The following is a 23,132-nucleotide window of genomic DNA, read 5'->3' as shown; positions in this document are numbered from 1 at the left end:
GCCACAAAACGTGGCTTTATTTTTATATAAACTCAGCAAACTTTAAATAAATGCAGGCTTTATTCTAGCTAGCAGTTTAAGTGATGCCTCATCAAGGTCACCATGACTTAGCCACGCATTTAATAATGATTCATTATCATGCATGCTACCGTTTACCTTTTCTTGTAGTAAGGTTACTTGTTCAGTCAGACGAAGTGCAGTATCGGCTTCAGGCGACTCTAATTCGTTTAAAAGTTCTAATCGAATTGTTAATTGATGCCTTGAAAGCTCACTTACTTCTTTTTGCTGCCATTCGCTTGGAATGTCACCTTGTTCAAGTGCGGCAAATAAAGAAATTATTTTCTCTTGAGATTTTGCTTTTTCTAGCGTTTCAATGTGGTTTTGATATTGCAAAATCAGTTCGTTGATATCTTTAGCTACATTTGTTTTATGTAACGAAACATCAAACAACTCTGCTTTCAATGATTTCAATTGTGTTATGGCAGTTTGCAGTGAAGTAAAATCATTATGAACAGCTGCATTGCTTATCTCTGTATAACGATTTTGAAATGCAACAAGCTGTGAGTCTTGCTGCTCACGCTCAGCTTTTTTCTGAGTGTCGCGTAATGAAAATGCTTTATCATTAATTTCACGAAACGCATTCCAAAGTTGATTCTCATGATTTTTACCCGCAAAACCAATTTCTTTCCAGCGTGTTTGAAGCGCTTTCAGTTGGTTAATCACATCATCAATATTGTCATTAGCTAAACAAGCTTCTGCATCTTTAACTAACTGGGTTTTTAATGATGCATTGTTACTGTGGCTTTCTTTAATAAATGCAAAGATCTGATTATCAATTGGTTTTAAGCTCGCTAATAAATGTTTGTAGCGTTTATTATCAACTTCACCCGCGTCACGCCAGTCTTGCTTTAACTTTTTATATTGTTTTTCAATATCTTTCAGGTTGATATTTGGTAAAGCGCTTAAAAGTGCTTGATACTCATTTATCAGCAACTGACGTTTTGCCACATTTTCTTCGCGCACCGCTTCAAGAGCAGCATAATGATCACGACAAGGTGTAAACGCGACTTCTAATTGCAAATTAAATTGCTCATCAAGTGCTTTTTCTTCGTCGGTTGCAACATAACCAAGCTCGTTCCAACGCTTACGTGCAATTTTAATCCACGTGCTCAGCTCTTCAATATTATCTGATTGTTCAGCAATTTTTTCATTTACCTCAGCTATAAGCTCATGACGTTTTGGTAAACTAATTTCTCTTTGCCATTCATTTACTTTAGTAAGCTCTTGCTCAACATATTGGTAGTCAGCTTCAAGGCGCTGCTGTGCTGATGTTGGCAGTTCACTAAACGACGTTTGCACACCTTTGAAAATACCAAAACACACTTTGAAGCGCCCTGCTTCAATTAAACGCTTAATGTCTTTTAATTGTTTAGAAATACCCGCTTGTAATGACTTAACCTCATTAAATAAGGCTTTGTGTGCTGAGTACCAAACTTTGTCATGGCTACGTAATTGATTTAGATAATTACGCATTAATGGCTTGGGTAGCGCCTTAATCATTTCATTACATGCATTAAACCACTCGTCTTTTTCAGCGTGTGCAGCATCAAGCGTGTGCAGATCTGTTGCAATGGTAAGAGATTTTGCTTTATTTACGTGTGAGGCGATAGCTGGCAGTAAATCAATCACCGCTTTTACTTCTTCACACTGCCCTTCAATAGCCAATAATTGTTTTTGGAAATCCGCCGTAGGCAAGCTTAACTGCTTTAAACTCGCAAGCTCTGTCTGCATTTTCGCAATCACAGCATTAAGAGACGCCAGATTTTCAGGAGTTGGGTCACTTAATAAAGTATTCAGTGCGCCATCCGCTTCTTTATTCAATGCTAAAGCATTATTTTTAGCGTTTTCAATTTGTGCTTTTTGGTTTTCTTGCGCTTTTAGTTCATCAAACTTTACTTTTAATGCTGCTAAATGCGCCTCAACTTTTGCCAAAATGACTTGGTGCTTTTCTTCAACTTGCTCTTTGTCTGCAAGATATTCTAGCTCTAGATTTTGCCACTCTGTTGATAACACAGTTAACTCGTCAGCGCATTTGATGTAATCAAACTTATCCCTGAGTGCATTAAGTTTTGCCAAAACAAGCGTTACAGCCTGATTAACTTGTTGTGGTTTTAACGCTTCACGTTGTTGTTTTTCAGCCTCTTCCTTAAGCTGTTTTGCCAGTGCAGGTTTTGCATGTTTAACAATCGCTTTATCTAGCTGTACGCTTTTCATAAGCGGCACTAAAAGAGGTTGTTGTGATTCAGTGGCTGAAATAAAAAAATCTGAAATAAGCGCTTTATTACCAATACGTTTTAACAATGCTACTTTTTTATCAAAGTCGGTTATTAACGGCAATAACGATTCTAGCTGCTGCGGTTTGTCACAACGTTTAATAAGAATGTTTAACTCTTCTTCATCGGGTGTATGCTGCGCTAGCTGATTAAATATCTCTTTTTCTGCGCTATTTTGCAGTGACTGACTCGTTGTTTGTTTGTATGTTTTCCACCACAGTGAAATATCATTGATGCGCTTTAATGCTGCAATGCGTACTTTTTCATTATCATCAGATTGCGCTAGCTGATTTAAAATCGCATTTTCTTTTGATTTATTTAAATCAAGTTTACTGACCGCAACTAAACGTTCGGCTACTTTCTTACTTTTCCATTTCGGCGTGAATAAACTACTAAATATCATCTTGCGCGAACCTTGCGATCTCATTTTGTGGACTAAATTCTTTCTTTAATTGTGCTTTTGATTTTTGAACCATTTGACCATCTTCGCCGATAGTAAATTGTTCGTTGCTTTTGGCAACCTTAGCTTGGTAAAGCATCACTAACTGTACTGTTTGTTCTTTTTGTGCGTCGCTTAAAGGCGTACCGTCAGGCCATTTACCTGTCGATGCGCCATATTCTAAGCGTGCAAATACTTCAGGAGTAAGGGAGTTAACTAATTGTTCGATATTCATGTTACGACTTTTTCAATAAAATTATGCGAATACGATTAATGATGTACCAGATAAAACCTGCGGCAATGGCACCGTAAGTTGTAATTTGTTCTAGGCTCTCAGGCACGGGCTCACGGGAGTAAAGGTATAAAAAACCACCAAGGAAAATAATCAGTGCAACAAAAGAATGGTTTAGCAACCCTTGTTTACGTTTGATATATCGACGATAAGCAAGCTTTTCTCTTTCATGCTCATCTAGACCTGCAACTGCAGTGTCACAATGTGGACATACTTTGTGTTTATCAGAGATTGGTTTACTACACGCTGGACAACTTATCCTCGCCATTTACTGCTCCCTAAAGCTAACTAAAAAAGGCGCCTTTCGGCGCCTTTTAGTTTACTCTTTTTCTTGGCTGTTGTCTTTTTTAAACTTCACCCAATAATCATCAACTTCTTGCTTCATTTCTTTACGAAGCAACATAATGCCGAATAAGTTAGGTAAGGTCATTACAACAATTGCCACCGCTGCAAGTTTCCAAACAAGCGTTGTATCTGCAAACGATGCCCAGAAGAACGCCGCAACATAAAATACACGATACGGCATAACTGAGCGCGAACCTAGTAGGTAAGTCATTGCACGGTCACCGTAATATGACCAAGCAATTGCTGTAGAGAATGCAAATAGTAATAGGCCAATCGATACAATGTATTGACCGTTTTCACCAAAGTAACCACGTTGGAACGCTAGTGTTGTTAGTTCCGCAGAATGAACAAGTGACTTGCCGCGAACAACAATGCTTTTATCAACGATGCTACCTTTTTCAATCACTACTGTACCAGTGTGAAGGTGGTCGCCATCTAAAAGGAAACGAATTTCTTCACCAACTGAACGGTTATGAATTACAGTAAAGTTTTGATTTACCGCTTTACCTTCAATTACATTCAACTTACCGCTAAATGGTTTAATACTTGATTGTTGTTCATTCAGGTAGGCATATAACTCGTTACGCTGTGCTTCAACACGCTCGTGGTAGTTACCATCAATGAATTCCATACTAGTACGCTCAAAGCGAGTATCAAACTTTTCAGTCCATGCACCTGATGACAAAATCACCAAACCTGTAAGTGTACAAATAATGATTGTATCAATGAACGGCTCAAGAATTGACACCATACCTTCTGATACCGGCTCGTCCGCCTTAGCAGATGCGTGGGCAATTGGCGCTGAACCTTGACCTGCTTCGTTTGAGAATAAACCACGGTTTACACCACGGTTAAACGCATACGCAAATGATGCACCAATAAAGCCACCTGCTGCTGCAGAGCCTGTAAACGCATTAGTAAATACAGACGCAAATGCAGGGCCAATATTTTCAATGTTATAGAAGATAACGCCAAACGCACCAATAATGTAAACAGCCGCCATAAATGGTACAACACGTGACGTGATGGCCGCGATACGCTTGATACCACCTAAAATAACAAGTGCAAGTAAAATTGCTAAAACACCGCCTGTTAACATTGGCTCAAGACCGAAGCTCGCTTCCATACCCTGTGCAATGTTATTGATTTGTGGCAGTGAACCTGTACCGAACGAACTAATTACGGTTGCGATTGCAAATAATACAGCAAGCCACTTCATATTAAGACGACGATCCATATAATACATTGGACCACCGGCCATAGTGCCATCTTCAGTTTTAACACGGTATTTGTGAGAAAGCGTTACTTCTACAAACTTGGTTGTCATACCAAAGAACGCGGTCATCCACATCCAGAAAAGCGCAGCAGGACCACCAATTGAAATCGCAAGAGCTACACCACCGATATTACCTGTACCGACGGTACCTGAAAGTGCTGTTGCAAGCGCTTGAAAGTGCGTTGTATCACCTTCATGTTCTTTTTTATCATATTTACCACTTACTATTTTCCAGGCATGTTTAAAATACAGTACCTGAGGAAATTTTAAATAAATGGTGAAAAATAGACCTACACCAAGCAGTACGTATGGGAACCAAAAGGCACTCCCTAACATACCATCTAGCATATCTAAAAAATTGCCAAATGCTTCCACAACTTGTTCCTCTTATTATTATTTTGGGTAGCAATACCAATTCTATTAAGTATGTGATCAGAAGTAGCACTGGTGAAATGAAATGATAACAAGGCGGAATTTGTCTTATGTAGTTGTTCTACATTGATAAATTCAAACGCAGTTAGCATGATATTTAACCCGCTATAATGAACAGCTATTTTAAGTGAATTGGTATAAGCTCCCCTATTTTTATTATCGTAATTTATCTACCACACTTACGATTGCTGCAAGTGTGTCTTGTCCAAATGAGTATGAACGACGGTCTGACCAACCATAATCAACATCTGGTAAGCCGTTATTGTCTTTAAATGGCATTTCAATTGTGTAAGATAAACAATTGAATTCTTGGCCTACCCAGCTAGAGCCAACCGTTAAGTTTGCTTGACCCGGCTCATCTTTCGGATAGCCGAATTCATCTTGGAACTCAGGTGTCGTTACAAACATTGCCGCTTTAAAGCTGTCTTCAAGATCTTTTAAACGTGCATCGTAACGAGGAATACCTTCACTACCAGCAAAGAAGTTATACGGAATTGCTTCATCACCGTGCACATCGAGGCACATATCAACGCCTGTTGCGAACATTTTCTCTCGCACGTAATAAACTTCAGGGCTTTTCTCAATTGATGGCGTTTGCCATTCACGATTAAGGTTTACACCTACCGCATTGGTACGCAAGTGGCCACGAACACTGCCGTCAGGGTTCATGTTTGGCACAATATAGAAAACGGCTTTATTTAATAATGCAGCAGCATGTGCATCTTCATCATCTAATAGCTTGTGAAGTACACCTTCAATAAACCATTCAGCCATTGTTTCACCTGGATGCTGGCGAGCAATCATCCAAATTACTTTTTTGTCATCAGCAGGTTCACCAATTTGTAAAACACTAATATCACGGCCATCAATTGTTTCACCAAGCGTTTCGATGGTGCAGCTTTCATGTGTTTGAGCCCAAGAAAGTAAATCTTGGTGGCGCTCATAACTATAAGGCGCGAAATAAGCAAAATACACTTGCTCACACTCTGGCGTGAATTCAATAATCAATTGATTATTTTCAAACCGTGTAGGTACACGGAACCATGTTTGGCGGTCATAAGATGCCACAGCTTGGTAATCAACCCAACCTTCTGGGTACGCAGATTTATCTAAATCGACGATAGTAAGTCGATGTAATAAATCGATTTGTGATTCAAGCTTGAAGTGAAACCACTGAAAAAATTCAGATTGGTTATCGTTTTTAATTTTTAATTGAATATCTTCGCGATTTTCGAGGCTTAATACCTCGATATTACCGCTATCAAATTGACTTGTAATTCTCATTAACTGTGTTCCCTAACGCACAATAACTTCAAGCCTACCAAAATTACTGGTTGGCTGAAACAATATGCGAGTAAATGAATAAAAAAGCCGGCACATTGGCCGGCTTTTAATCAAAAAAAGTATTAGCGAGGTAAGCTTGGGTGCGTTACTTCAGCCATATCTTGCATACAGCGTACAACCTGACAGCTGTAACCGAATTCGTTATCGTACCAAACATAAAGTACAACACGGTCACCATCTACGATTGTAGCTTGCGAATCAACAACACCAGCATAACGACTACCAACTAAGTCAGTTGATACGATTTCAGTAGATGCGGTGTAATCGATTTGGTCACGTAAATCTGAATAAAGCGCAGTTTCACGTAAGAACTCGTTTAACTCTTCAACAGTTGTTGCTGTTTCAAGGTTAAGGTTAAGAATCGCCATTGACACATTTGGTGTAGGTACGCGAATTGCGTTACCTGTTAGCTTACCTTCAAGCTCTGGTAATGCTTTAGATACCGCTTTAGCTGCACCAGTAGACGTAATAACCATGTTAAGTGCCGCAGCACGACCACGGCGCTCTGCACTGTGGTAGTTATCGATTAAGTTCTGGTCATTAGTGTAAGAGTGAACAGTTTCAACGTGACCATTCTTAATGCCGAACTTATCATTTAATGCTTTAAGCGTTGGCGTAATTGCATTTGTTGTGCAGCTTGCTGCAGAGATAATTGTATCTTCAGAAAGGATATCTTTGTTGTTTACGCCGTAAACTACGTTTTTGATATTGCCTTTTGCAGGTGCTGTAAGAAGCACTTTAGAAGCACCTTTAGCCGCTAAATGTTGACCAAGGCCATCTTCATCTTTCCAAATACCTGTGTTATCAACAACAAGTGCATTTTCGATGCCGTATTGCGTGTAATCAACTTCGCTTGGCGAGTTAGCATAGATAACTTGAATGTAGCTACCGTTTGCTTTGATTGCATTACGCTCATTATCAACAGTGATTGAACCATTGAAAGGACCATGAATTGAATCGCGGCGTAATAAGCTTGCACGCTTTTCAAGGTCACCTTTTTTACCGCCACGTACAACGATAGCACGTAAACGTAAATCTGTGTGAGGACCACTTTTCTCGATTAGAAGACGTGCTAATAAACGACCGATACGACCAAAACCGTAAAGTACTACGTCACGCGGTTCAATTTTGTCTTCTTTATTGTGGATTTCAGCAAGTTCTGCTGCTAGGTATTCTTCGATTGAACGACCTTCACCCGCATTTTTATAGATATAAGCATAAGCTAGTTTACCTAAATCGATACGTGCTGATGTCAGTTCCATCTTGTCGATAGCTTCTAAAAACGGGAAGCTTTCACGCAGGCGTAATTTGCTGTCTTCGAATTGCGCTACAGTTTTATGCGCTTTAATAACGTCAATAGTGCTTGCATTAATTAATGGACGACCGTAGATGGCAATTTCGATGCCACGGTTACGGTAAAGCTTACCAATAATTGGTTGCATGCTTTCAGCGAAGTCTTGGCGTTCCTGCCAGCTATTCAGATAATCTTGCTCGTGAGATGAGGTCATTTTGTCTACCTAAACGTAAAATTTTGAACGGATAGCCTAAAGCGTTAATTGTGAGAAGTGCTTTAGACGCGTGCATTCTAATTTAATTGCATTATTTTTTCCACCATTTAAGCATTAGACTTTCGCCCTGTCCCGATTATGTCTTTGCGCTAAAACAAATTTATTCAATTTATCAGCTGAGCACTATTACATTTAATACAAGGATTCGCTAAGCTTAGGCAATCTAATGGATAATTTTTGTTTTTACTGTGCTCAAGAAAATAACAGCTCTTTGCCTGCTAACCATGTTAGTTGGTTGCGATAACGCCAAAAGTATTCGTGAAATTTGTGATGAAAATGATCAGTTTTGCGCTGATCTCAATACTGACAGTCACTGTAACACACAGCGTGCAGAGGTAATTTTAGGCCGTTACGCCGAATCGAAAACGCCAGATGATGCGACTAAATACAAATTACTAACAGCATTTCATGATTATGCAAAATGCGTTGAACTTGCCGCAAGTATTGAACACATTAAGTTGAAAGAGAAAACAACGTCGCGTGTTAAAGGGCATTTAACAGCACTCAAAGAAATAAACCGATTATCTAAAGAAACACGTAATTCACAATACCCTCATTTATTGTTTTATCACTGGTCGAGAAATGGTGATGAAAGTGCAATGCAATCACTTATTGCTATGGATGAAAAACGTGAATTAGAAACATCTGAGTTTCAATACAAGCTCGCAACCTATTACACAAAGTTTGATAGTGATTTGGCGATTGATAAACTCTACCATGCGCTCGAGCTAAATCCTGCAGGTCAAAGTGCTAAACCAGAAATTTATACCTCTCTCACTAATATGTTTTATCAAATGAAAGAATATAAACTGTCTTATATTTGGGCATTAGTGGCAAAAGAGTCTGGTGTAGAAAATATTGATTTAGCACCGCTAGAATATGAGCTTACTAATCAAGGTAAATCATTAAGTGAGCTTGCCAGCCTTGCTAGCAATACAATGAGTAGTATTGAGGATGGTAAATTTACTTCACCCAGATAGTTTTTACTGACCTAAATTAAAAACCAAATAAAAAAGCCTGCTTAAGCAGGCTTTTTCGAATTGGCTATACACGTAAGGTTAGTCTTTGCTTGTGCCGACTTCTACGCGAGTTTTCAGTTTTTGACCTGGGCGGAAAGTTACAACTCTGCGCGCAGAAATTGGAATATCTTCACCCGTTTTAGGATTGCGTCCAGGACGCTCTTTTTTATCTCTAAGATCAAAATTACCAAAGCCAGAAAGCTTAATTTGTTCACCACTTTCAAGTGCTGTACGAATTTCTTCAAAAAAGCTTTCCACTAAATCTTTAGCGTCTTTTTTGTTAATACCCAGTTTTACAAATAGGTGTTCAGCTATGTCGGCTTTTGTAAGCGCCATATCTAGTCCCTCAACGATGCGTTAAATTGTTCAGCCAATTCGGCCACCACTAAGTCTACAATTGAGTTAATGTCTTTCTCTTCAAGCGTTCGCTCTGCATTTTGTAAGGTTAATGCAATCGCTAAACTCTTGTGATCAGCCTCAACTCCTTTGCCCTTATACACGTCGAATAAGTTTAGGTCAACTAGTTGATTTCCGCCAACTTTTTTTATTGACTCTAAAATATCACCAGCATTAACCGAATCTTTAACAACAATCGCAATATCACGTCGGTTTGATGGGAACTTAGAAACTTCAACCGCTTCAGGTAAAACGCGGCTTTCTAAACCTAACAGCTCGATTTCAAAGGCAAAAACTTGATTGTTAATATTTAGTTTAGACTGTATTTCTGGGTGAATACAGCCTAAGTAACCAATTTTTTTACCATTTCTTAAAATTGATGCTGATTGACCTGGATGTAAGCCCTCATTTTGCTCTGCAACAAATGAAATATTTGCCATATCACAGGTTAAACTAAGTAATGCTTCTACATCGCCTTTGATATCAAAGAAGTCAACTGGCTGTGATTGAACACCCCAATGTTCGTTATGAGTATTGCCATAAATCACACCGCCAATAATTTGCGTTTGCTCAACACCATTTTCTGCAGCGTCATTTTTTACAAACTTTAAGCCTGATTCAAATAATCGAATACGCGACTGCTGACGGTTTTGGTTATATACCAATGAAGATAATAAACCAGGCAACAAACTAACACGCATTGCAGACATTTCAATTGAAATTGGGTGTGGTAGTACCAACGCATCTGCACTTGGGTGTAGTAAGTTTTGAACTTTAGGATCAACAAAACTGTAGGTAATCGCCTCTTGGTAACCACGACTTACTAATTCATTGCGGAAACGCTTTAGAGGCAAAATAGCTTCTTGATGCTGTGTCATTGCAAGTTTTGCTGTAGGCGCAACATTTGGAATATTGTTGTAACCAAATACACGTGCCACTTCTTCAATTAAATCTTCTTCAATTGAAATATCAAAACGGTAACTTGGTACATCTGCTTGCCAAGTATCGTTGTCAAAACTAACCGTTAGACCTAAACGTGTAAGAATATTTGTAACCGTTGCATCATCAATGTGATAACCAATTACACGGTCTAAACGTGCGCGACGTAATGTCACTGATTTAGCTTTTGGTAGGTGCGCTTCAGATACAGCTTCAACTACAGGGCCTGCTTCACCGCCAACAATCTCAAGTAATAACTGAGTTGCACGCTCCATTGCGTCATGCTGAAGTTTATAATCAACACCGCGCTCATAACGGTGTGATGCATCAGTATGTAAACCGTAGCTACGCGCCTGACCTGCAATTGCTAGAGGGCTAAAGAATGCACTTTCTAACAAAATATCCTGTGTTGTTTCAGTAACACCTGATTTTTCACCACCAAAGATACCAGCCATAGCAAGCGCTTTTTGGTGATCAGCAATTAGTAACGTGCTTTCTTTTAACTTTGCTGTATTGCCATCAAGTAATACAAGCTCTTCACCAGGATTTGCGTTACGAACTTTAATACCACCTTCAATTGCATTTAAATCAAATGCATGCATTGGGTGACCAAGCTCAAGTAACACATAGTTAGTAACATCAACCACAGGGTCAATTGAACGAATACCGCTGCGGCGGAGTTTTTCAACCATCCATAATGGTGATTCAGCATTTAAGTTAATGCCTTTGATTACACGGCCTAAGTAACGTGGACATGACTCAGGATTCACCAATTCGATGTCAATTTTGTCATCGATAGATGGTGTAACTGGTGTAATTTCAACATTGGTAACATCAAGGTTATTCAGAACACCAACTTCACGCGCAAGGCCTTTAATGCCAAGGCAGTCACTGCGGTTTGCCGTTAAATCAACATCAATGGTGACATCATCTAAACCAAAGTATTCACGAATGTCAGTGCCGATTACTGCATCTTCAGGTAATTCTAAAATACCATCAGAGCTATCAGCCATGCCTAACTCTTCAAATGCACATAACATGCCGTGAGAAGGTTGACCGCGTAATTTTGCTTTCTTAATTTTAAAATCGCCCGGTAATACCGCGCCAACTTTAGCAACCGCTACTTTTAAACCTTGGCGACAGTTTGCAGCACCACATACGATATCGAGTAGTTCGTCTTCGCCAACATCAACTTTTGTTACACGTAATTTGTCTGCATCTGGGTGTTGGCCACATTCAACCACTTGACCAATTACTACGCCTGAAAAATTACCAGCAACAGCATCTAAACCATCAACTTCAAGGCCTGCCATCGACAGTTGCTCAGAAAGTGCGTCAGTATCAATTGCAGGGTTAACCCATTCTCTTAGCCACTTTTCACTAAATTTCATTGTTACTTCACTCTTACTTGAATTGGTTTAGGAATTTTAAATCGTTTTCGAAAAATGCACGTAAGTCGTTTACGCCATAACGCAACATAGTTAGGCGTTCAACACCCATACCAAATGCAAAACCTGTGTATTCTTCTGGGTCAATGCCAACTGAGCGAAGTACATTTGGGTGAACCATGCCGCAGCCTAATACTTCTAACCATTTACCGTTTTTACCTTTTACGTCAACTTCTGCTGAAGGCTCAGTAAACGGGAAGTAAGAAGGACGGAAACGAATTTCCATATCTTCTTCAAAGAAGTTGCGAAGGAAATCGTGCAAAATACCTTTTAATTCAGTAAAGCTTACGTTTTTATCAACCATAAGACCTTCCACCTGATGAAACATCGGTGTATGCGTTTGGTCGTAATCGTTACGGTAAACACGGCCTGGTGAAATAATACGAAGCGGCGGCTGCTCAGCTTCCATAGTACGAATTTGCACGCCACTTGTTTGCGTACGCAGTACTAATTTGGGGTTGAAGTAAAACGTATCGTGGTCAGCACGTGCTGGGTGATGCTCTGGAATGTTTAACGCATCAAAATTGTGGAAATCATCTTCCACTTCAGGACCTGATTTTACAGCAAAACCTAGCTCACCAAAAAAGCTCTCAATTCGTTCGATAGTACGTGTTACAGGATGTAAACCAGCGGTCGGTTGAGTTCGCCCTGGTAATGTTACATCAATGGTTTCTTTTGCTAGTTTTTCAGCTAATGCTTTTTCTTGTAGCGCTTCACGCTTCGCATTAATTTTTTCTTGAACTTCCTGCTTCGCTTGGTTGATTACCTGGCCTGCAGTTTTACGTTCTTCAGGGTCCATTTTACCTAAGCTTTTTAATAAGCTGGTAATCTCACCTTTTTTACCTAGGTAGTTTACGCGCACATCTTCTAAGTGAGCGATTTCACTGGCTTTCTCAACAGCTTCAAGGGCTTCAGCCAAGATTGCTTCTAAATTCATAAGGGCTTTTCACTCGTTTTTGCCAACTACTCAATTTTCAAAATTGTTAGTTAGATTTCTCGTAACGTTTAACTATCGATTAACGTGACATTTTTTAATAAAAATTAGCCCATTATGATACCCGAAAAGCAACACTTTTTACTAGAGCATCACAGTGCAAAAAAGCACGTTATCACACATTTTTTAGCTCAAAATCAGCACAAAACAAGAATTATCGATTCGGAAAACAAAAAGCACCCTTTGCGTGCTTTGTTATGATTATAAATTCAGGATAGTTTTGATAAAGGGGATCGTTAATTTGCGCTGCTCGACGATAGAGGCGTGGTCGAGTTTATCGAGAATATCAAGCAGTGCCCGCATATCACGGCTAACTCGCGACAACAAAAAGCGTGTCGCTTCTTCTGTCAGTGTTAATCCCCGCATTTTAGCGCGTTTTACTAGGGCTTCAGCTTTATCATCATCACTCATAGAGCGAATTTGAAACGTAGTGCCCCAATTAAGGCGAGATTCTAAATCCGGTAAATTTATATTGAGCATATTTGGCAGTAAATCCCCTGCCACCACTAACATTTTGCCATCGCTATTAAAACGATTGAAAAAGTTAAAGAGCGCCTTTTCCCAAAGAGGGTCGCCCGCGATTTGTTGAATATCATCAATACAAATCACATCAAGTTTTTCTAAGTCATCTAATACATGGGGATCAAGCCAAGCTAAATCTTTACACGAAAGTAAAAAACACGATAAGCCAAGTTCTTGCGCGCGGATACACGTTGCATACAGTAAATGAGATTTTCCTGAGTCTGAAAAGCCGCATAAATACACATAATTGAATGCCGTACCTTCTAGCTTAGTTAAACCGACCTCAAGCTGCTTTACCACATGGGAGTTTTCACCACCAAAAAAACTCATAAACGTTTCATCGTCAGGCAGTGTGACGGGTAACGCCATTTGTTGGTATTCACTCATTACAGATTTAGCCAGTTATATTCAAGTTGCTGAGTATCCTTTTGACTGAATGGATCAAAAATCACTTCAAACTGCGAGTCCAATTGCAGTGCTTTTTTCAAACTATCAACATGGGTATTTAAATAGAGTGTTAAATCAACGCGTTCACCTTGGCGAAATTGAATATCAAGCTCACTTACTTGAGTCAGAGAACGCAGCCTTGTTTTTAATGCTTCTAATTGTTTTAAGCCACTAACACCATAAAAAGAAATTTGCACAGTATTTGATGTGTCAGTTTGCCCTAAAATAGCGTATTGCTTTGCTATCTGCTCTGAAATGCTGCCAACCAGTTCGCCAACGATTGTAAGCTTATCACCTGATAGTTGGTGTAATTTAAAACTTGATTGATTGGTAAATTGCCAATCCAATAACCATACATTATCGCGTTGATAAAGCCTTGCTGAAACAATGATTTCAGGCTCATAACGGCTGGAAGCAGCTAAAATTTGCTGAGGAAAATTTGCCCAAACATCAGTCACACTCAAATTCATGCGATCTTCAAGATCGAGCAATGGCATTACTATTGGTAAACCTGCATTATTACTATTGGTTTCGAGCAAGTGGAATATTTGCGGATAATCTTCTTTTGTAACAAGGCTGCGCTGAACATCTTCTTCAATTGCTAACCAAATAAGCGCAAGAGGTCTACGATTACCCCAAATTGGGATCGCCATCTCATTAAGAACACCATCGATTAGCTGCGGTTGATAACGAATTTTTAAATACGTTTGATACTGCGACTCTTCATATTCGTACTTAAGCACAAAACGTGAAAGACTCTGGAAAGCCTCTTTAATAGCTGGGTGAGAACTATCTATCGATTGGCCTGATACCTTTTCAAGTACGCCAATAAAACCAACGCGATTTGCGCGTCGTTGCTCGCTCTGAGTTTTATTATCGACAACCGCTTTATATTGATATAGATCAGTTACTTCAACAGCTAATAAAGAAAAGCTAAGTAAACTCAATAAGGTAAAAATCAGTGCGTTTTTCAATGTGTTAAACTTGTATTCCATGATGTGCCTGATCCTAAAACATCGGACAATGCAAAGCAAAAAAAATTTATGAAAAAGCGTTTAAAATAGGTACTTGTGATATCAAAGAGGAGTTTTATAAGAAAGTGGTGCCCGGGGACGGACTTGAACCGTCACGCTGTTACCAGCGAGGGATTTTAAATCCCTTGTGTCTACCGATTCCACCACCCGGGCAACGGGCTGCTTGCGCATGTGGATTTATAATGGAGGCGGAACCCGGAGTCGAACCGAGGTAGACGGATTTGCAATCCGCTGCATGGCCACTCTGCCATTCCGCCAACTTCATAAGAAGTTGGAGCGAGTAACGAGGTTCGAACTCGTGACCTCAACCTTGGCAAGGTTGCGCTCTACCAGCTGAGCTATACTCGCATCCTAAACGTTTAATGAGTCGTTTACTCATAATAAGTGGTGCCCGGGGACGGACTTGAACCGTCACGCTGTTACCAGCGAGGGATTTTAAATCCCTTGTGTCTACCGATTCCACCACCCGGGCAACGGGCTACTGCGTAACAGTAAAACCAATTTGGAGCGAGTAACGAGGTTCGAACTCGTGACCTCAACCTTGGCAAGGTTGCGCTCTACCAGCTGAGCTATACTCGCATCAAATTGATTCTAAAATCAATGGTGCCCGGGGACGGACTTGAACCGTCACGCTGTTACCAGCGAGGGATTTTAAATCCCTTGTGTCTACCGATTCCACCACCCGGGCATCGGGTTGCTAACGCATGTGGATTGTTGAAAATGGAGGCGGAACCCGGAGTCGAACCGAGGTAGACGGATTTGCAATCCGCTGCATGGCCACTCTGCCATTCCGCCGACTTCTATTAGAAGTTGGAGCGAGTAACGAGGTTCGAACTCGTGACCTCAACCTTGGCAAGGTTGCGCTCTACCAGCTGAGCTATACTCGCATCCATATCAACCGTTTTTTAACTTGGTAAGTTAACAACCTAAGTTGCTACAATTACCTCGAGCAGCTGAACTATACTCGCTCTTCCAATTGGGTAGTTAGTTAACCACTCCCCTCTCAACACCGACGCATTCTACATAGATTATTAAACGCGTCAACATAAAAATGTCGGATTTAATTCGTTTGATTATTTTTTATCTAAAATGATTTAAAAACACTCATTTATGCTGCGATATCGATGCATAAACACGAATTTATTTGTTTGCTTGTGAAAGCGCGCCCCAGCCAGCAACTAAATATTGCACCATCGAAATAAAGGTTAAGATAGTCGCTATATAGAATAAAACAAACGAAAGCGTAATCATTTGGCTATCGTACTGCCAAATTAGTCCAATGATCGCCAACATTTGCGCTGCAGTTTTAATTTTACCTAATTGTGATACTGCCACATTTGCACGTTCACCTACTTCGGCCATCCATTCACGTAAGGCAGAAACAATAATTTCACGCCCAATAATAATAATCGTTGGAATGGTTATATAAAGTGATTGGTAATGTTGCGTCAGTGCGATAAGCGCAACAGATACCATTACTTTGTCAGCAACAGGGTCGAGAAACGCGCCAAAAGGTGTCGACTGCTGCAACTTTCTTGCTAAATAACCATCAAGCATATCGGTTACCGAAGCCAACCAGAAGATAAAGGCTGCCCAAAAGAAAGACCATTTAGCAGGAATAAAAAAGAAGATAATAAAAATCGGAATTAAAATTAGACGAAAAGTTGTTAAGGTATTAGGAATGTTCCACATATTGGTATTTTATTTATTTGTCATCATGTAAATGATGATAGATTCGTTCTGCGATACTGCGGCTAATACCCGGCACTCGCTCCAGTTCAGAAATAGTAGCGCTTTTTACCCCTTGAATGCCACCTAAATATTTTAATACAGCTTGACGTTTTTTAGCGCCAACCCCTGAGATCTCCTCTAGCACTGAGGTATTACGTTGCTTTTGACGTTTATTTCGATGTCCAGCAATAGCAAATCTGTGACTTTCGTCACGAATATGTTGAATTAAATGTAAGGCTGGCGCATCTGAAGACAGATTTACCGTTCTGCGACCACCATCTATTAATAATGTTTCAAGACCCGGCTTACGTGAAGTCCCTTTTGCAACACCAATTAATAACGGTAACTTGCTATGCGGCCAATCAGCAAAATAGTTTTCAGCTTGCGATAACTGCCCTTTACCCCCATCGATAAATATAATGTCAGGGATTTTTGTTTCATCCGTTAATTTGTTGTAACGTTTACGAAGTGCAAATGCCATAGCGGCATAATCATCACCAGGGGTGATGCCTTCAACATTAAATCGACGGTATTCTTTATTGGCAGGTCCTTGATCGTCAAACACGACGCAAGATGCCACGGTGTTTTCGCCCATGGTATGACTAATATCAAAACATTCCATGCGATTAATTGTTTCTAAACTAAGGGTGTCTTTAAGTTGCGCATAGCGTTTAGCAATAGAATCTTTAGCACTTTGTTTAACTTCTAATGCATTGTTTGCATTTTTATTTGCTAGCGAAAGGTAATCGGCTTTTTCTCCCCTTAGTGCAGTAATAAAGGTTATTTTTTTACTGCAAATCGAAGATAAACCATCGGCAAGTGTGTCACTTCCGTGAAAACTAAAAGGCACCACTAACTGTTTTGGAATACGCCCAGTATTTGATAGTTGCACATAATATTGCGCGCAGAAGGATTCGAGCACCTCTTCATTTGAACTGTCTTTAGGGGTTTTTGGAAAATAGGTTTTAGAGCCTAATATTTTATGATCGCGGATCATTAAAACATGTACAGCCACCAGCCCATTTTTAGCAGCAAAGCCAATTACATCGAGTTCTGCAACATTTCCCGAAACTGCTTGCTGCTCTTGCATCTTACGAAGCAGTAATATTTGATCGCGAATTTGCGCCGCTTTTTCAAATTCAAGCGACATACTCGCCGCTTCCATATTTTCAACCAGTGCTGCGATTACCTCTGATGAGCGCCCGGCCAAAAACTTCTTAACCATATCCACTTCTTGCAAATAATCCGTATCAGAAATTTTGCCAACACACGGTGCTGAACATCGCTTTAGTTGATATTGAAGACAAGGACGACTGCGCGCACGGTAATAAGCATCTTCACATTGACGTACCGGAAATATTTTCTGCATTAAGCGTAAGCTTTCCGACACAGCCCCAGCACTTGGATAGGGGCCAAAATATTCACCTTTAATTTTGCGCGTACCGCGGTGAAAAGCTAAGCGAGGGTGCTGATGATCTGTAAGTAAGATATATGGGTATGATTTATCATCGCGTAACAATATGTTGTAACGCGGCATGTATTTTTTTATTAAATTATTTTCAAGCAGTAATGCTTCAGTTTCTGTATTGGTGAGAGTAACTTCTATTTGAGCAATATTTGCAACCAGTGCACGAGTTTTATTCTCAGGGATATTTTCGCGAAAATAGCTTGAAAGTCGCTTTTTTAAGTTTTTTGCTTTACCAACGTAAATTACTTGCCCTTTTGCGTCTAACATTCGGTAGACGCCAGGTTCTGAAGTAACAGTTTTAAGAAAGGCTTTTGCGTTAAACGCCGACATCATTTAATCAGAGTCAATCTCAATCATTTTATGACGAATAGCAAGATGTGTAAGCTCAACATCGCCACCCACATTCAGCTTTTCAAACATTCGATAGCGATAAGAGTTAACAGTCTTAGAGCTCAGATTTAATTGATCTGCAATAGTTTGTACTTTTTCACCTTTAGTGATCATCAGCATTATTTGCAGTTCGCGGTCAGATAATGAAGCAAACGGGTTTTCGTCATTGCGACCACTAAATTGCGCAAGTGCAATCTGCTGAGCAATTTCTGGTGCTATATAACGCTGACCAGTTTTAACCGCACGAATCGCATTAACTACTTCTTCTGGTCCTGCGCTTTTAGTCAGGTAACCATGAGCACCAATTTGCATTACTTTGCTTGGGAAAGGATCTTCACTTTGCATTGTAAGTACAATTACTTTTACATCCGGACAAAAACGACAGATTTTCTTGGTTGCTTCAAGGCCACCAATGCCTGGCATATTCATATCCATGAGTACAATGTCTGGGTTATTTTGACGACAAAACTGAACCGCCTCTTCGCCAGTCTTTGCTTCGCCAACCACTTTAAATCCACGTACGTCATCCAGTATACGCTTAATACCTGTGCGAACTAGTTCATGATCATCAACTAACAGTACGTTAATCAAGGGGTTACCTCACGGTTATAAATCTAATACATATTTAATTGGCCTAACCTTACCATACAAATTAGTAAAGTCGAACAACTTAAAACGCATTTATAATGTGATTTTGACTGTTTGTTCACTAAGTCAGCGATTTAATAAATTATTTATCATTTACAATCGATTACATTCGTAAAATCCGCATTTGTAACAGCATTTTAGAGCGCAAAGTCGGTATTTATTTATCGTCATGACAAAAATATTACATCGACTGTAATATTTCTTTCATATTTCTCTGTTTTAATCCGCGCCGTAATAAAAATGACATTTTATTGTCACAAAAAAACGACAAAATCTGTCGTCGGTAAATGAAGAGAAATGTAATGAGTGAAAATACATCAAATCCAATAAACCCTCAGCAAAGTGTAGCTGCCAAACTAATTAACTGGGCTGCTATCGCATTTTTAGTTTATTTGGTGTTAGTAGCAGTAAGTACCGTAAGTGGTGGTTTTAAATTAGCATCCGGCGGCAGCGAAGGTGCAAAAGAAATCTTTGCCTTTGCAACCAACCCATTTGTAGCATTATTACTTGGTGCGTTAGCAACAGCATTAGTGCAATCGTCTTCAACAGTAACATCGGTAATTGTTGGTTTAGTAGCAGGCGGTTTACCAATTAATATTGCAATCCCTATGATTATGGGTGCAAACATTGGTACAACAATTACCAATACACTTGTATCAATTGGTCATATTCGTTCAAAAGAAGAGTTTAAGCGCGCGTTTGAAGCATCTACAGTGCACGATTTCTTCAATCTAATTGCTGTAGCGATTTTCTTACCGCTTGAACTGGCATTTGGTTTATTACAAAAATTATCACAAAGCCTTGCACACTTATTTGTGGGTGATGCTGATTTATCGCTTAAAAGCTATAACTTTATTAAGCCGCTTGTTAAACCTGCAGTAGGTATTGTTAAAGATGGTTTAGCCTTCTTTGATGGTAAAATGTTAGGTGTAGCTATGGTTGTTGTTGGTATTGCAATGATTTTATTTGCAGTAACTACTCTTGGAAAACTACTACAAAAAGCCCTAGTGGGTACAGCAAAAGAAATGCTTCACCGCGCTATTGGTAAAGGCCCTATTGCAGGTATCACTTCTGGTGCTGTGGTTACAGTAATGGTTCAGTCTTCATCAACAACTACAAGCCTAATGATCCCGCTTGCTGGTAGTGGTGTGTTTTCAACAAAACAAATTTACCCATTCACGCTAGGTGCAAACATTGGTACTACCATTACTGCCCTACTTGCTGCAACGTCAATTACAGGTGCGGCTGCTGAAGTTGCTCTAACAATCGCTCTAGTGCATGTAATGTTCAACGTATTTGCAGTGGCACTTATTTATGGCACGCCATTCTTACGCGAATTACCACTTCGTGCAGCAAGCAAACTTGCAGAAGTTGGCTCAAATAACAAAACGGTTGCATTAGGTTATGTATTAGGTGCTTTCTTTGTTATCCCTGGCGTAATGATGCTAGTGGCACGCTAAACACCATTCTGTTTTAGCCCATACTTTTAAAATAACGATAAAGTGAATAGCTTTATCGTTATTTTTTGTTACTTAACCTTATCCAAATTGCCCCCTTGCTTAGCACGCACTAAACTTTGCGCAAATTATAAGAAGTTCGTGCAAATCATCATGAAAAAACAGCTAGTACTGTGTGCAGCCCTTTTATCAACACCCTTAATTGCTAAAACAGACTCCACTTTATCAATTCCTTTTATCTCAGAAACCCCAAACGTTGACGGTCAACTTAGTGAAACGTTTTGGCAACAAGCTAAACGAATAAATATTGATAACATCACTTGGCCCTACGAAAATGTCACAGCCGATGAGAAGGCCTATGCATTAGTTTATGAAAATGGCGAGTCACTCAATGTTGCATTTGTGGTATCTGACTCTAAACCAGAACAAATCCGCGCTTTTTATCGAGATAGAGACAAAAACTGGAGTGATGACTTAGTTGGTTTAAAAATCGATTCATATAACAACGAAAAACTTGCCTATCAGTTTTTTATTAATCCCCTTGGCGTGCAAATGGACTCTATTGAAGATGCACTGACAGGCCATGAAAGCGATGCATGGGATGGTATTTGGCACAGTGCGGGTCAAATTACCGATACGGGTTATGTTGTAGAAGTATCAATCCCATTTCGCATATTGAACTTTGAACAGGGTCAACAACGTAAAGATATGGCGATGGAATTTGTTCGGTTTTTACCGCGCAATGAGCGCCTGCGTATTTCATCCATTAACATCGACCACGCTAACAGTTGTTGGGTTTGCCAAATGCAAACAGTTTCTGGCTTTGAACAAGCAAAACAAGGCAATAACTTAACACTGGTTCCAACTGTGGTGGCAGGTCGAAGTGAAAGCCGCGATGTATCAACTAATCCAATGGAAGATTGGCAAGCGGATAATTCGCTAGAGCCTGGTCTTGATGTTAAATGGGGTATCACACCTGAAGTTACCCTTACTGCAACATTAAACCCTGACTTTTCACAAGTTGAAGCGGATGTCGCTCAACTCGGCATAAACAATAGTTTCACTCTCTTTTTTCCTGAAAAGCGTGCTTTCTTTTTAGAAAACACCGATTACTTTTCAACACCTTGGAATATAATTTACACCCGCAATGTGGCAGAGCCAGATGCAGGGGTAAAACTCACAGGCAGCCTTGAAGGCCACACATTCGGTGCATTCATGGCTAATGACAATCAAAGTAATGTGATTATTCCTGGTAATTTAGGGTCAACCATTGTCTCGCTAGAAAGTAAAAGTAACAATTTAGCGGCGCGTTATCGCTATGATTTTACCAATGACTTTTCAATGGCTGCGACCACCACAGCGCGTAGTGCTGATGATTATTACAACTACTTATCATCACTCGATAGCAAATACCGTTTAACTGAAAACGATACCTTTATTGCTCAAGTTGCCTTCTCACAAACAAAATATTCTGATGAATTTAGAGAAAGCATTTGTGATGCTGATAGCCTTGCTGATTGTAAAGAGCAAGCGACCACGCAATGCGATGGCTTAGCAGATTGTGATATTAACGAGCAGTACCTTCGTGTAAGTGCTGAAGATGCAATTAACGATATTGCTTATAAATTAAGTTATGAGCATAACGAAAAATACTGGAGCCTATTTGCACGCTACGACAATTTAGGAAAAGATTTTCGTGGTGACTTAGGTTTTATGAATCAAATCGATTTCAATAAATTTGTTACTGGTGGTCGCTATAGATGGTACGGCGAGCAAGATGTCGATTGGTATAATCGTATTGAGTTTTATGGTGATTGGGATATCAGTCATAATGACAACGGCGAACTGTTAGAAAAAGAAGTGCAAGGCGAATTGTCACTTAATGGCCCATTACAGAGCTTTATTCAATTTGAGTTAATGCAGCGCGACCGTGTTGGCCTGCGTCATAACAAAGCAAATTTAGCCATTGATGGTAATACAACCCTATTCAATGAAAATTTAATTGGTATGTATTTAGAGTTTAAACCACTCTCAGGCGTATTTGCGTCGCTTTATGCAAATACAGGCAATCATATTGACCTTGCCAATAACCGCCTAGGTGACAAAACCCGTATTCAGCCGGTGATTAATGTAAATTTAAACCGTCATTTAGAACTGCGTTTTCGTCATACATTTGAAACTATGGATGCTGCGGGCGATGACTTATTTACTGCCAATCTCACGGATGCTCGTCTAAGTTATCAATTTAATACGCGCAGTTTTGTAAGGCTTGCCGTTATATATCGCGATATTGAGCGAAACCAAGATAATTACATCGATGAAGTAACAGCCAATTACAAAGGCTTTTCAACTCAATTACTTTACTCTTATAAAGTAAATCCGCAAACGGTGTTTTTTGCTGGCTATTCAGACAATGGCTATCAGGATGATGATTTAACTAAAATTGAAAAAACCGACCGCTCGGTATTTTTAAAAATGTCTTATGCTTGGATGCTTTAACAGTAAATAGTATTAAGGGAGCGCGTACTCCCTTTTTTATGCAAAAAAGGGATATATATTATAGCCAAACTTTCCTTTTGTTTTTGCCATTAGGCAGTATGCTTAGCCTAA

Annotated in this window: 17 protein-coding genes and 8 tRNA genes; 3 read left to right on the top strand and 22 right to left on the bottom strand. The window is 39.7% G+C overall.

Annotation, left to right across the window (positions count from 1 at the left end):
* Positions 1-42: 42 nt before the first annotated feature.
* From AAEU29_RS02030 to AAEU29_RS02005, 6 genes are all read right to left on the bottom strand, one after another.
* Positions 43-2,736, bottom strand: a complete 2,694-nt coding sequence (locus tag AAEU29_RS02030; protein WP_421971843.1) for a DUF349 domain-containing protein — start codon at positions 2,734-2,736, stop codon at positions 43-45.
* A complete protein-coding gene (locus tag AAEU29_RS02025; protein WP_372770399.1) occupies positions 2,726-3,007 on the bottom strand; it encodes a YeaC family protein in 282 nt (93 codons plus the stop codon). The genes AAEU29_RS02030 and AAEU29_RS02025 overlap by 11 nt, the downstream gene beginning before the upstream one ends.
* A gap of 1 nt (position 3,008) precedes the next feature.
* The gene (locus tag AAEU29_RS02020) at positions 3,009-3,332 is read right to left on the bottom strand and encodes a hypothetical protein (protein ID WP_421971842.1); all 324 of its coding nucleotides are present in this window, start codon (positions 3,330-3,332) and stop codon (positions 3,009-3,011) included.
* A gap of 51 nt (positions 3,333-3,383) precedes the next feature.
* Entirely contained in the window at positions 3,384-5,060 is a 1,677-nt protein-coding gene (locus tag AAEU29_RS02015; protein WP_421971841.1) for an alanine/glycine:cation symporter family protein, read from the bottom strand.
* Between the two features lie 213 nt (positions 5,061-5,273).
* Complete coding sequence (locus AAEU29_RS02010) at positions 5,274-6,401, bottom strand: M14 family metallopeptidase (protein ID WP_421971840.1); 1,128 nt, start codon at positions 6,399-6,401, stop codon at positions 5,274-5,276.
* A gap of 122 nt (positions 6,402-6,523) precedes the next feature.
* Positions 6,524-7,969 (bottom strand): glyceraldehyde-3-phosphate dehydrogenase, encoded by a 1,446-nt coding sequence (locus tag AAEU29_RS02005; RefSeq protein ID WP_138634885.1) that lies wholly within the window; start codon positions 7,967-7,969, stop codon positions 6,524-6,526.
* A gap of 284 nt (positions 7,970-8,253) precedes the next feature.
* Between AAEU29_RS02005 and AAEU29_RS02000 the strand changes: the two genes are divergently transcribed.
* The gene (locus tag AAEU29_RS02000) at positions 8,254-9,009 is read left to right on the top strand and encodes a DUF2989 domain-containing protein (protein ID WP_421971839.1); all 756 of its coding nucleotides are present in this window, start codon (positions 8,254-8,256) and stop codon (positions 9,007-9,009) included.
* 78 nt (positions 9,010-9,087) lie between these two features.
* Here AAEU29_RS02000 and ihfA read toward each other — a convergent pair whose 3' ends face one another.
* From ihfA to uvrY, 16 genes are all read right to left on the bottom strand, one after another.
* On the bottom strand, positions 9,088-9,384 hold the full coding sequence (ihfA, locus tag AAEU29_RS01995) for an integration host factor subunit alpha (protein WP_038641849.1): 297 nt from the start codon (positions 9,382-9,384) through the stop codon (positions 9,088-9,090).
* Positions 9,385-9,386: 2 nt separating this feature from the next.
* On the bottom strand, positions 9,387-11,774 hold the full coding sequence (pheT, locus tag AAEU29_RS01990; RefSeq protein WP_421971838.1) for a phenylalanine--tRNA ligase subunit beta: 2,388 nt from the start codon (positions 11,772-11,774) through the stop codon (positions 9,387-9,389).
* Between the two features lie 13 nt (positions 11,775-11,787).
* The gene (gene pheS, locus AAEU29_RS01985; protein WP_372770415.1) at positions 11,788-12,768 is read right to left on the bottom strand and encodes a phenylalanine--tRNA ligase subunit alpha; all 981 of its coding nucleotides are present in this window, start codon (positions 12,766-12,768) and stop codon (positions 11,788-11,790) included.
* Between the two features lie 258 nt (positions 12,769-13,026).
* The gene (hda, locus tag AAEU29_RS01980) at positions 13,027-13,734 is read right to left on the bottom strand and encodes a DnaA inactivator Hda (protein WP_421971837.1); all 708 of its coding nucleotides are present in this window, start codon (positions 13,732-13,734) and stop codon (positions 13,027-13,029) included.
* Positions 13,734-14,789, bottom strand: a complete 1,056-nt coding sequence (locus AAEU29_RS01975; RefSeq protein WP_421971836.1) for a DUF8605 domain-containing protein — start codon at positions 14,787-14,789, stop codon at positions 13,734-13,736. Before AAEU29_RS01975 ends, hda begins: the two co-directional genes overlap by 1 nt.
* Positions 14,790-14,894: 105 nt before the next feature.
* Positions 14,895-14,981: transfer RNA gene (locus AAEU29_RS01970), tRNA-Leu, on the bottom strand.
* A gap of 30 nt (positions 14,982-15,011) precedes the next feature.
* A tRNA-Cys gene (locus AAEU29_RS01965) sits at positions 15,012-15,085 on the bottom strand.
* A 15-nt stretch (positions 15,086-15,100) separates the two neighbouring features.
* A tRNA-Gly gene (locus AAEU29_RS01960) sits at positions 15,101-15,176 on the bottom strand.
* A gap of 37 nt (positions 15,177-15,213) precedes the next feature.
* Positions 15,214-15,300 (bottom strand) — tRNA-Leu (locus tag AAEU29_RS01955).
* Between the two features lie 31 nt (positions 15,301-15,331).
* Positions 15,332-15,407 (bottom strand) — tRNA-Gly (locus AAEU29_RS01950).
* A gap of 22 nt (positions 15,408-15,429) precedes the next feature.
* Positions 15,430-15,516, bottom strand: a tRNA-Leu gene (locus tag AAEU29_RS01945).
* A gap of 33 nt (positions 15,517-15,549) precedes the next feature.
* Positions 15,550-15,623: transfer RNA gene (locus AAEU29_RS01940), tRNA-Cys, on the bottom strand.
* Between the two features lie 16 nt (positions 15,624-15,639).
* A tRNA-Gly gene (locus AAEU29_RS01935) sits at positions 15,640-15,715 on the bottom strand.
* Between the two features lie 253 nt (positions 15,716-15,968).
* A complete protein-coding gene (pgsA, locus tag AAEU29_RS01930) occupies positions 15,969-16,520 on the bottom strand; it encodes a CDP-diacylglycerol--glycerol-3-phosphate 3-phosphatidyltransferase (protein WP_421971835.1) in 552 nt (183 codons plus the stop codon).
* A 13-nt stretch (positions 16,521-16,533) separates the two neighbouring features.
* Positions 16,534-18,357 carry an excinuclease ABC subunit UvrC gene (uvrC, locus tag AAEU29_RS01925; protein WP_421971834.1) on the bottom strand — a complete coding sequence of 608 codons (1,824 nt, stop codon included), beginning with the start codon at positions 18,355-18,357 and terminating at the stop codon, positions 16,534-16,536.
* A 3-nt stretch (positions 18,358-18,360) separates the two neighbouring features.
* Positions 18,361-19,008, bottom strand: coding sequence for a UvrY/SirA/GacA family response regulator transcription factor (gene uvrY / locus AAEU29_RS01920; RefSeq protein WP_038641865.1), 648 nt, complete (start codon positions 19,006-19,008; stop codon positions 18,361-18,363).
* Between the two features lie 359 nt (positions 19,009-19,367).
* Here uvrY and AAEU29_RS01915 point away from each other — a divergent pair, with 359 nt between their 5' ends.
* Entirely contained in the window at positions 19,368-20,525 is a 1,158-nt protein-coding gene (locus tag AAEU29_RS01915) for a Na/Pi symporter (protein ID WP_421971833.1), read from the top strand.
* Between the two features lie 150 nt (positions 20,526-20,675).
* Positions 20,676-23,021, top strand: a complete 2,346-nt coding sequence (locus tag AAEU29_RS01910) for a carbohydrate binding family 9 domain-containing protein (RefSeq protein ID WP_421971832.1) — start codon at positions 20,676-20,678, stop codon at positions 23,019-23,021.
* The last annotated feature ends 111 nt before the right edge of the window (positions 23,022-23,132 follow it).

The sequence above is a fragment of the Pseudoalteromonas aquimarina genome (assembly GCF_049257255.1).
GTDB lineage: Bacteria > Pseudomonadota > Gammaproteobacteria > Enterobacterales > Alteromonadaceae > Pseudoalteromonas.
This window is presented reverse-complemented; position numbering and strand designations above follow the sequence as displayed.

Excerpts from the sequence above, each read along its gene's own strand:
- pheS (WP_372770415.1), bottom strand. The coding sequence starts at position 12,768 with ATGAATTTAGAAGCAATCTTGGCTGAAGCCCTTGAAGCTGTTGAGAAA.
- AAEU29_RS02010 (WP_421971840.1), bottom strand. The coding sequence starts at position 6,401 with ATGAGAATTACAAGTCAATTTGATAGCGGTAATATCGAGGTATTAAGC.
- AAEU29_RS02000 (WP_421971839.1), top strand. The coding sequence starts at position 8,254 with ATGTTAGTTGGTTGCGATAACGCCAAAAGTATTCGTGAAATTTGTGAT.
- hda (WP_421971837.1), bottom strand. The coding sequence starts at position 13,734 with ATGAGTGAATACCAACAAATGGCGTTACCCGTCACACTGCCTGACGAT.
- AAEU29_RS01915 (WP_421971833.1), top strand. The coding sequence starts at position 19,368 with ATGAGTGAAAATACATCAAATCCAATAAACCCTCAGCAAAGTGTAGCT.
- AAEU29_RS01910 (WP_421971832.1), top strand. The coding sequence starts at position 20,676 with ATGAAAAAACAGCTAGTACTGTGTGCAGCCCTTTTATCAACACCCTTA.
- pheT (WP_421971838.1), bottom strand. The coding sequence starts at position 11,774 with ATGAAATTTAGTGAAAAGTGGCTAAGAGAATGGGTTAACCCTGCAATT.
- AAEU29_RS02030 (WP_421971843.1), bottom strand. The coding sequence starts at position 2,736 with ATGATATTTAGTAGTTTATTCACGCCGAAATGGAAAAGTAAGAAAGTA.
- ihfA (WP_038641849.1), bottom strand. The coding sequence starts at position 9,384 with ATGGCGCTTACAAAAGCCGACATAGCTGAACACCTATTTGTAAAACTG.
- AAEU29_RS02020 (WP_421971842.1), bottom strand. The coding sequence starts at position 3,332 with ATGGCGAGGATAAGTTGTCCAGCGTGTAGTAAACCAATCTCTGATAAA.
- AAEU29_RS02005 (WP_138634885.1), bottom strand. The coding sequence starts at position 7,969 with ATGACCTCATCTCACGAGCAAGATTATCTGAATAGCTGGCAGGAACGC.
- uvrC (WP_421971834.1), bottom strand. The coding sequence starts at position 18,357 with ATGTCGGCGTTTAACGCAAAAGCCTTTCTTAAAACTGTTACTTCAGAA.
- AAEU29_RS01975 (WP_421971836.1), bottom strand. The coding sequence starts at position 14,789 with ATGGAATACAAGTTTAACACATTGAAAAACGCACTGATTTTTACCTTA.
- pgsA (WP_421971835.1), bottom strand. The coding sequence starts at position 16,520 with ATGTGGAACATTCCTAATACCTTAACAACTTTTCGTCTAATTTTAATT.
- AAEU29_RS02025 (WP_372770399.1), bottom strand. The coding sequence starts at position 3,007 with ATGAATATCGAACAATTAGTTAACTCCCTTACTCCTGAAGTATTTGCA.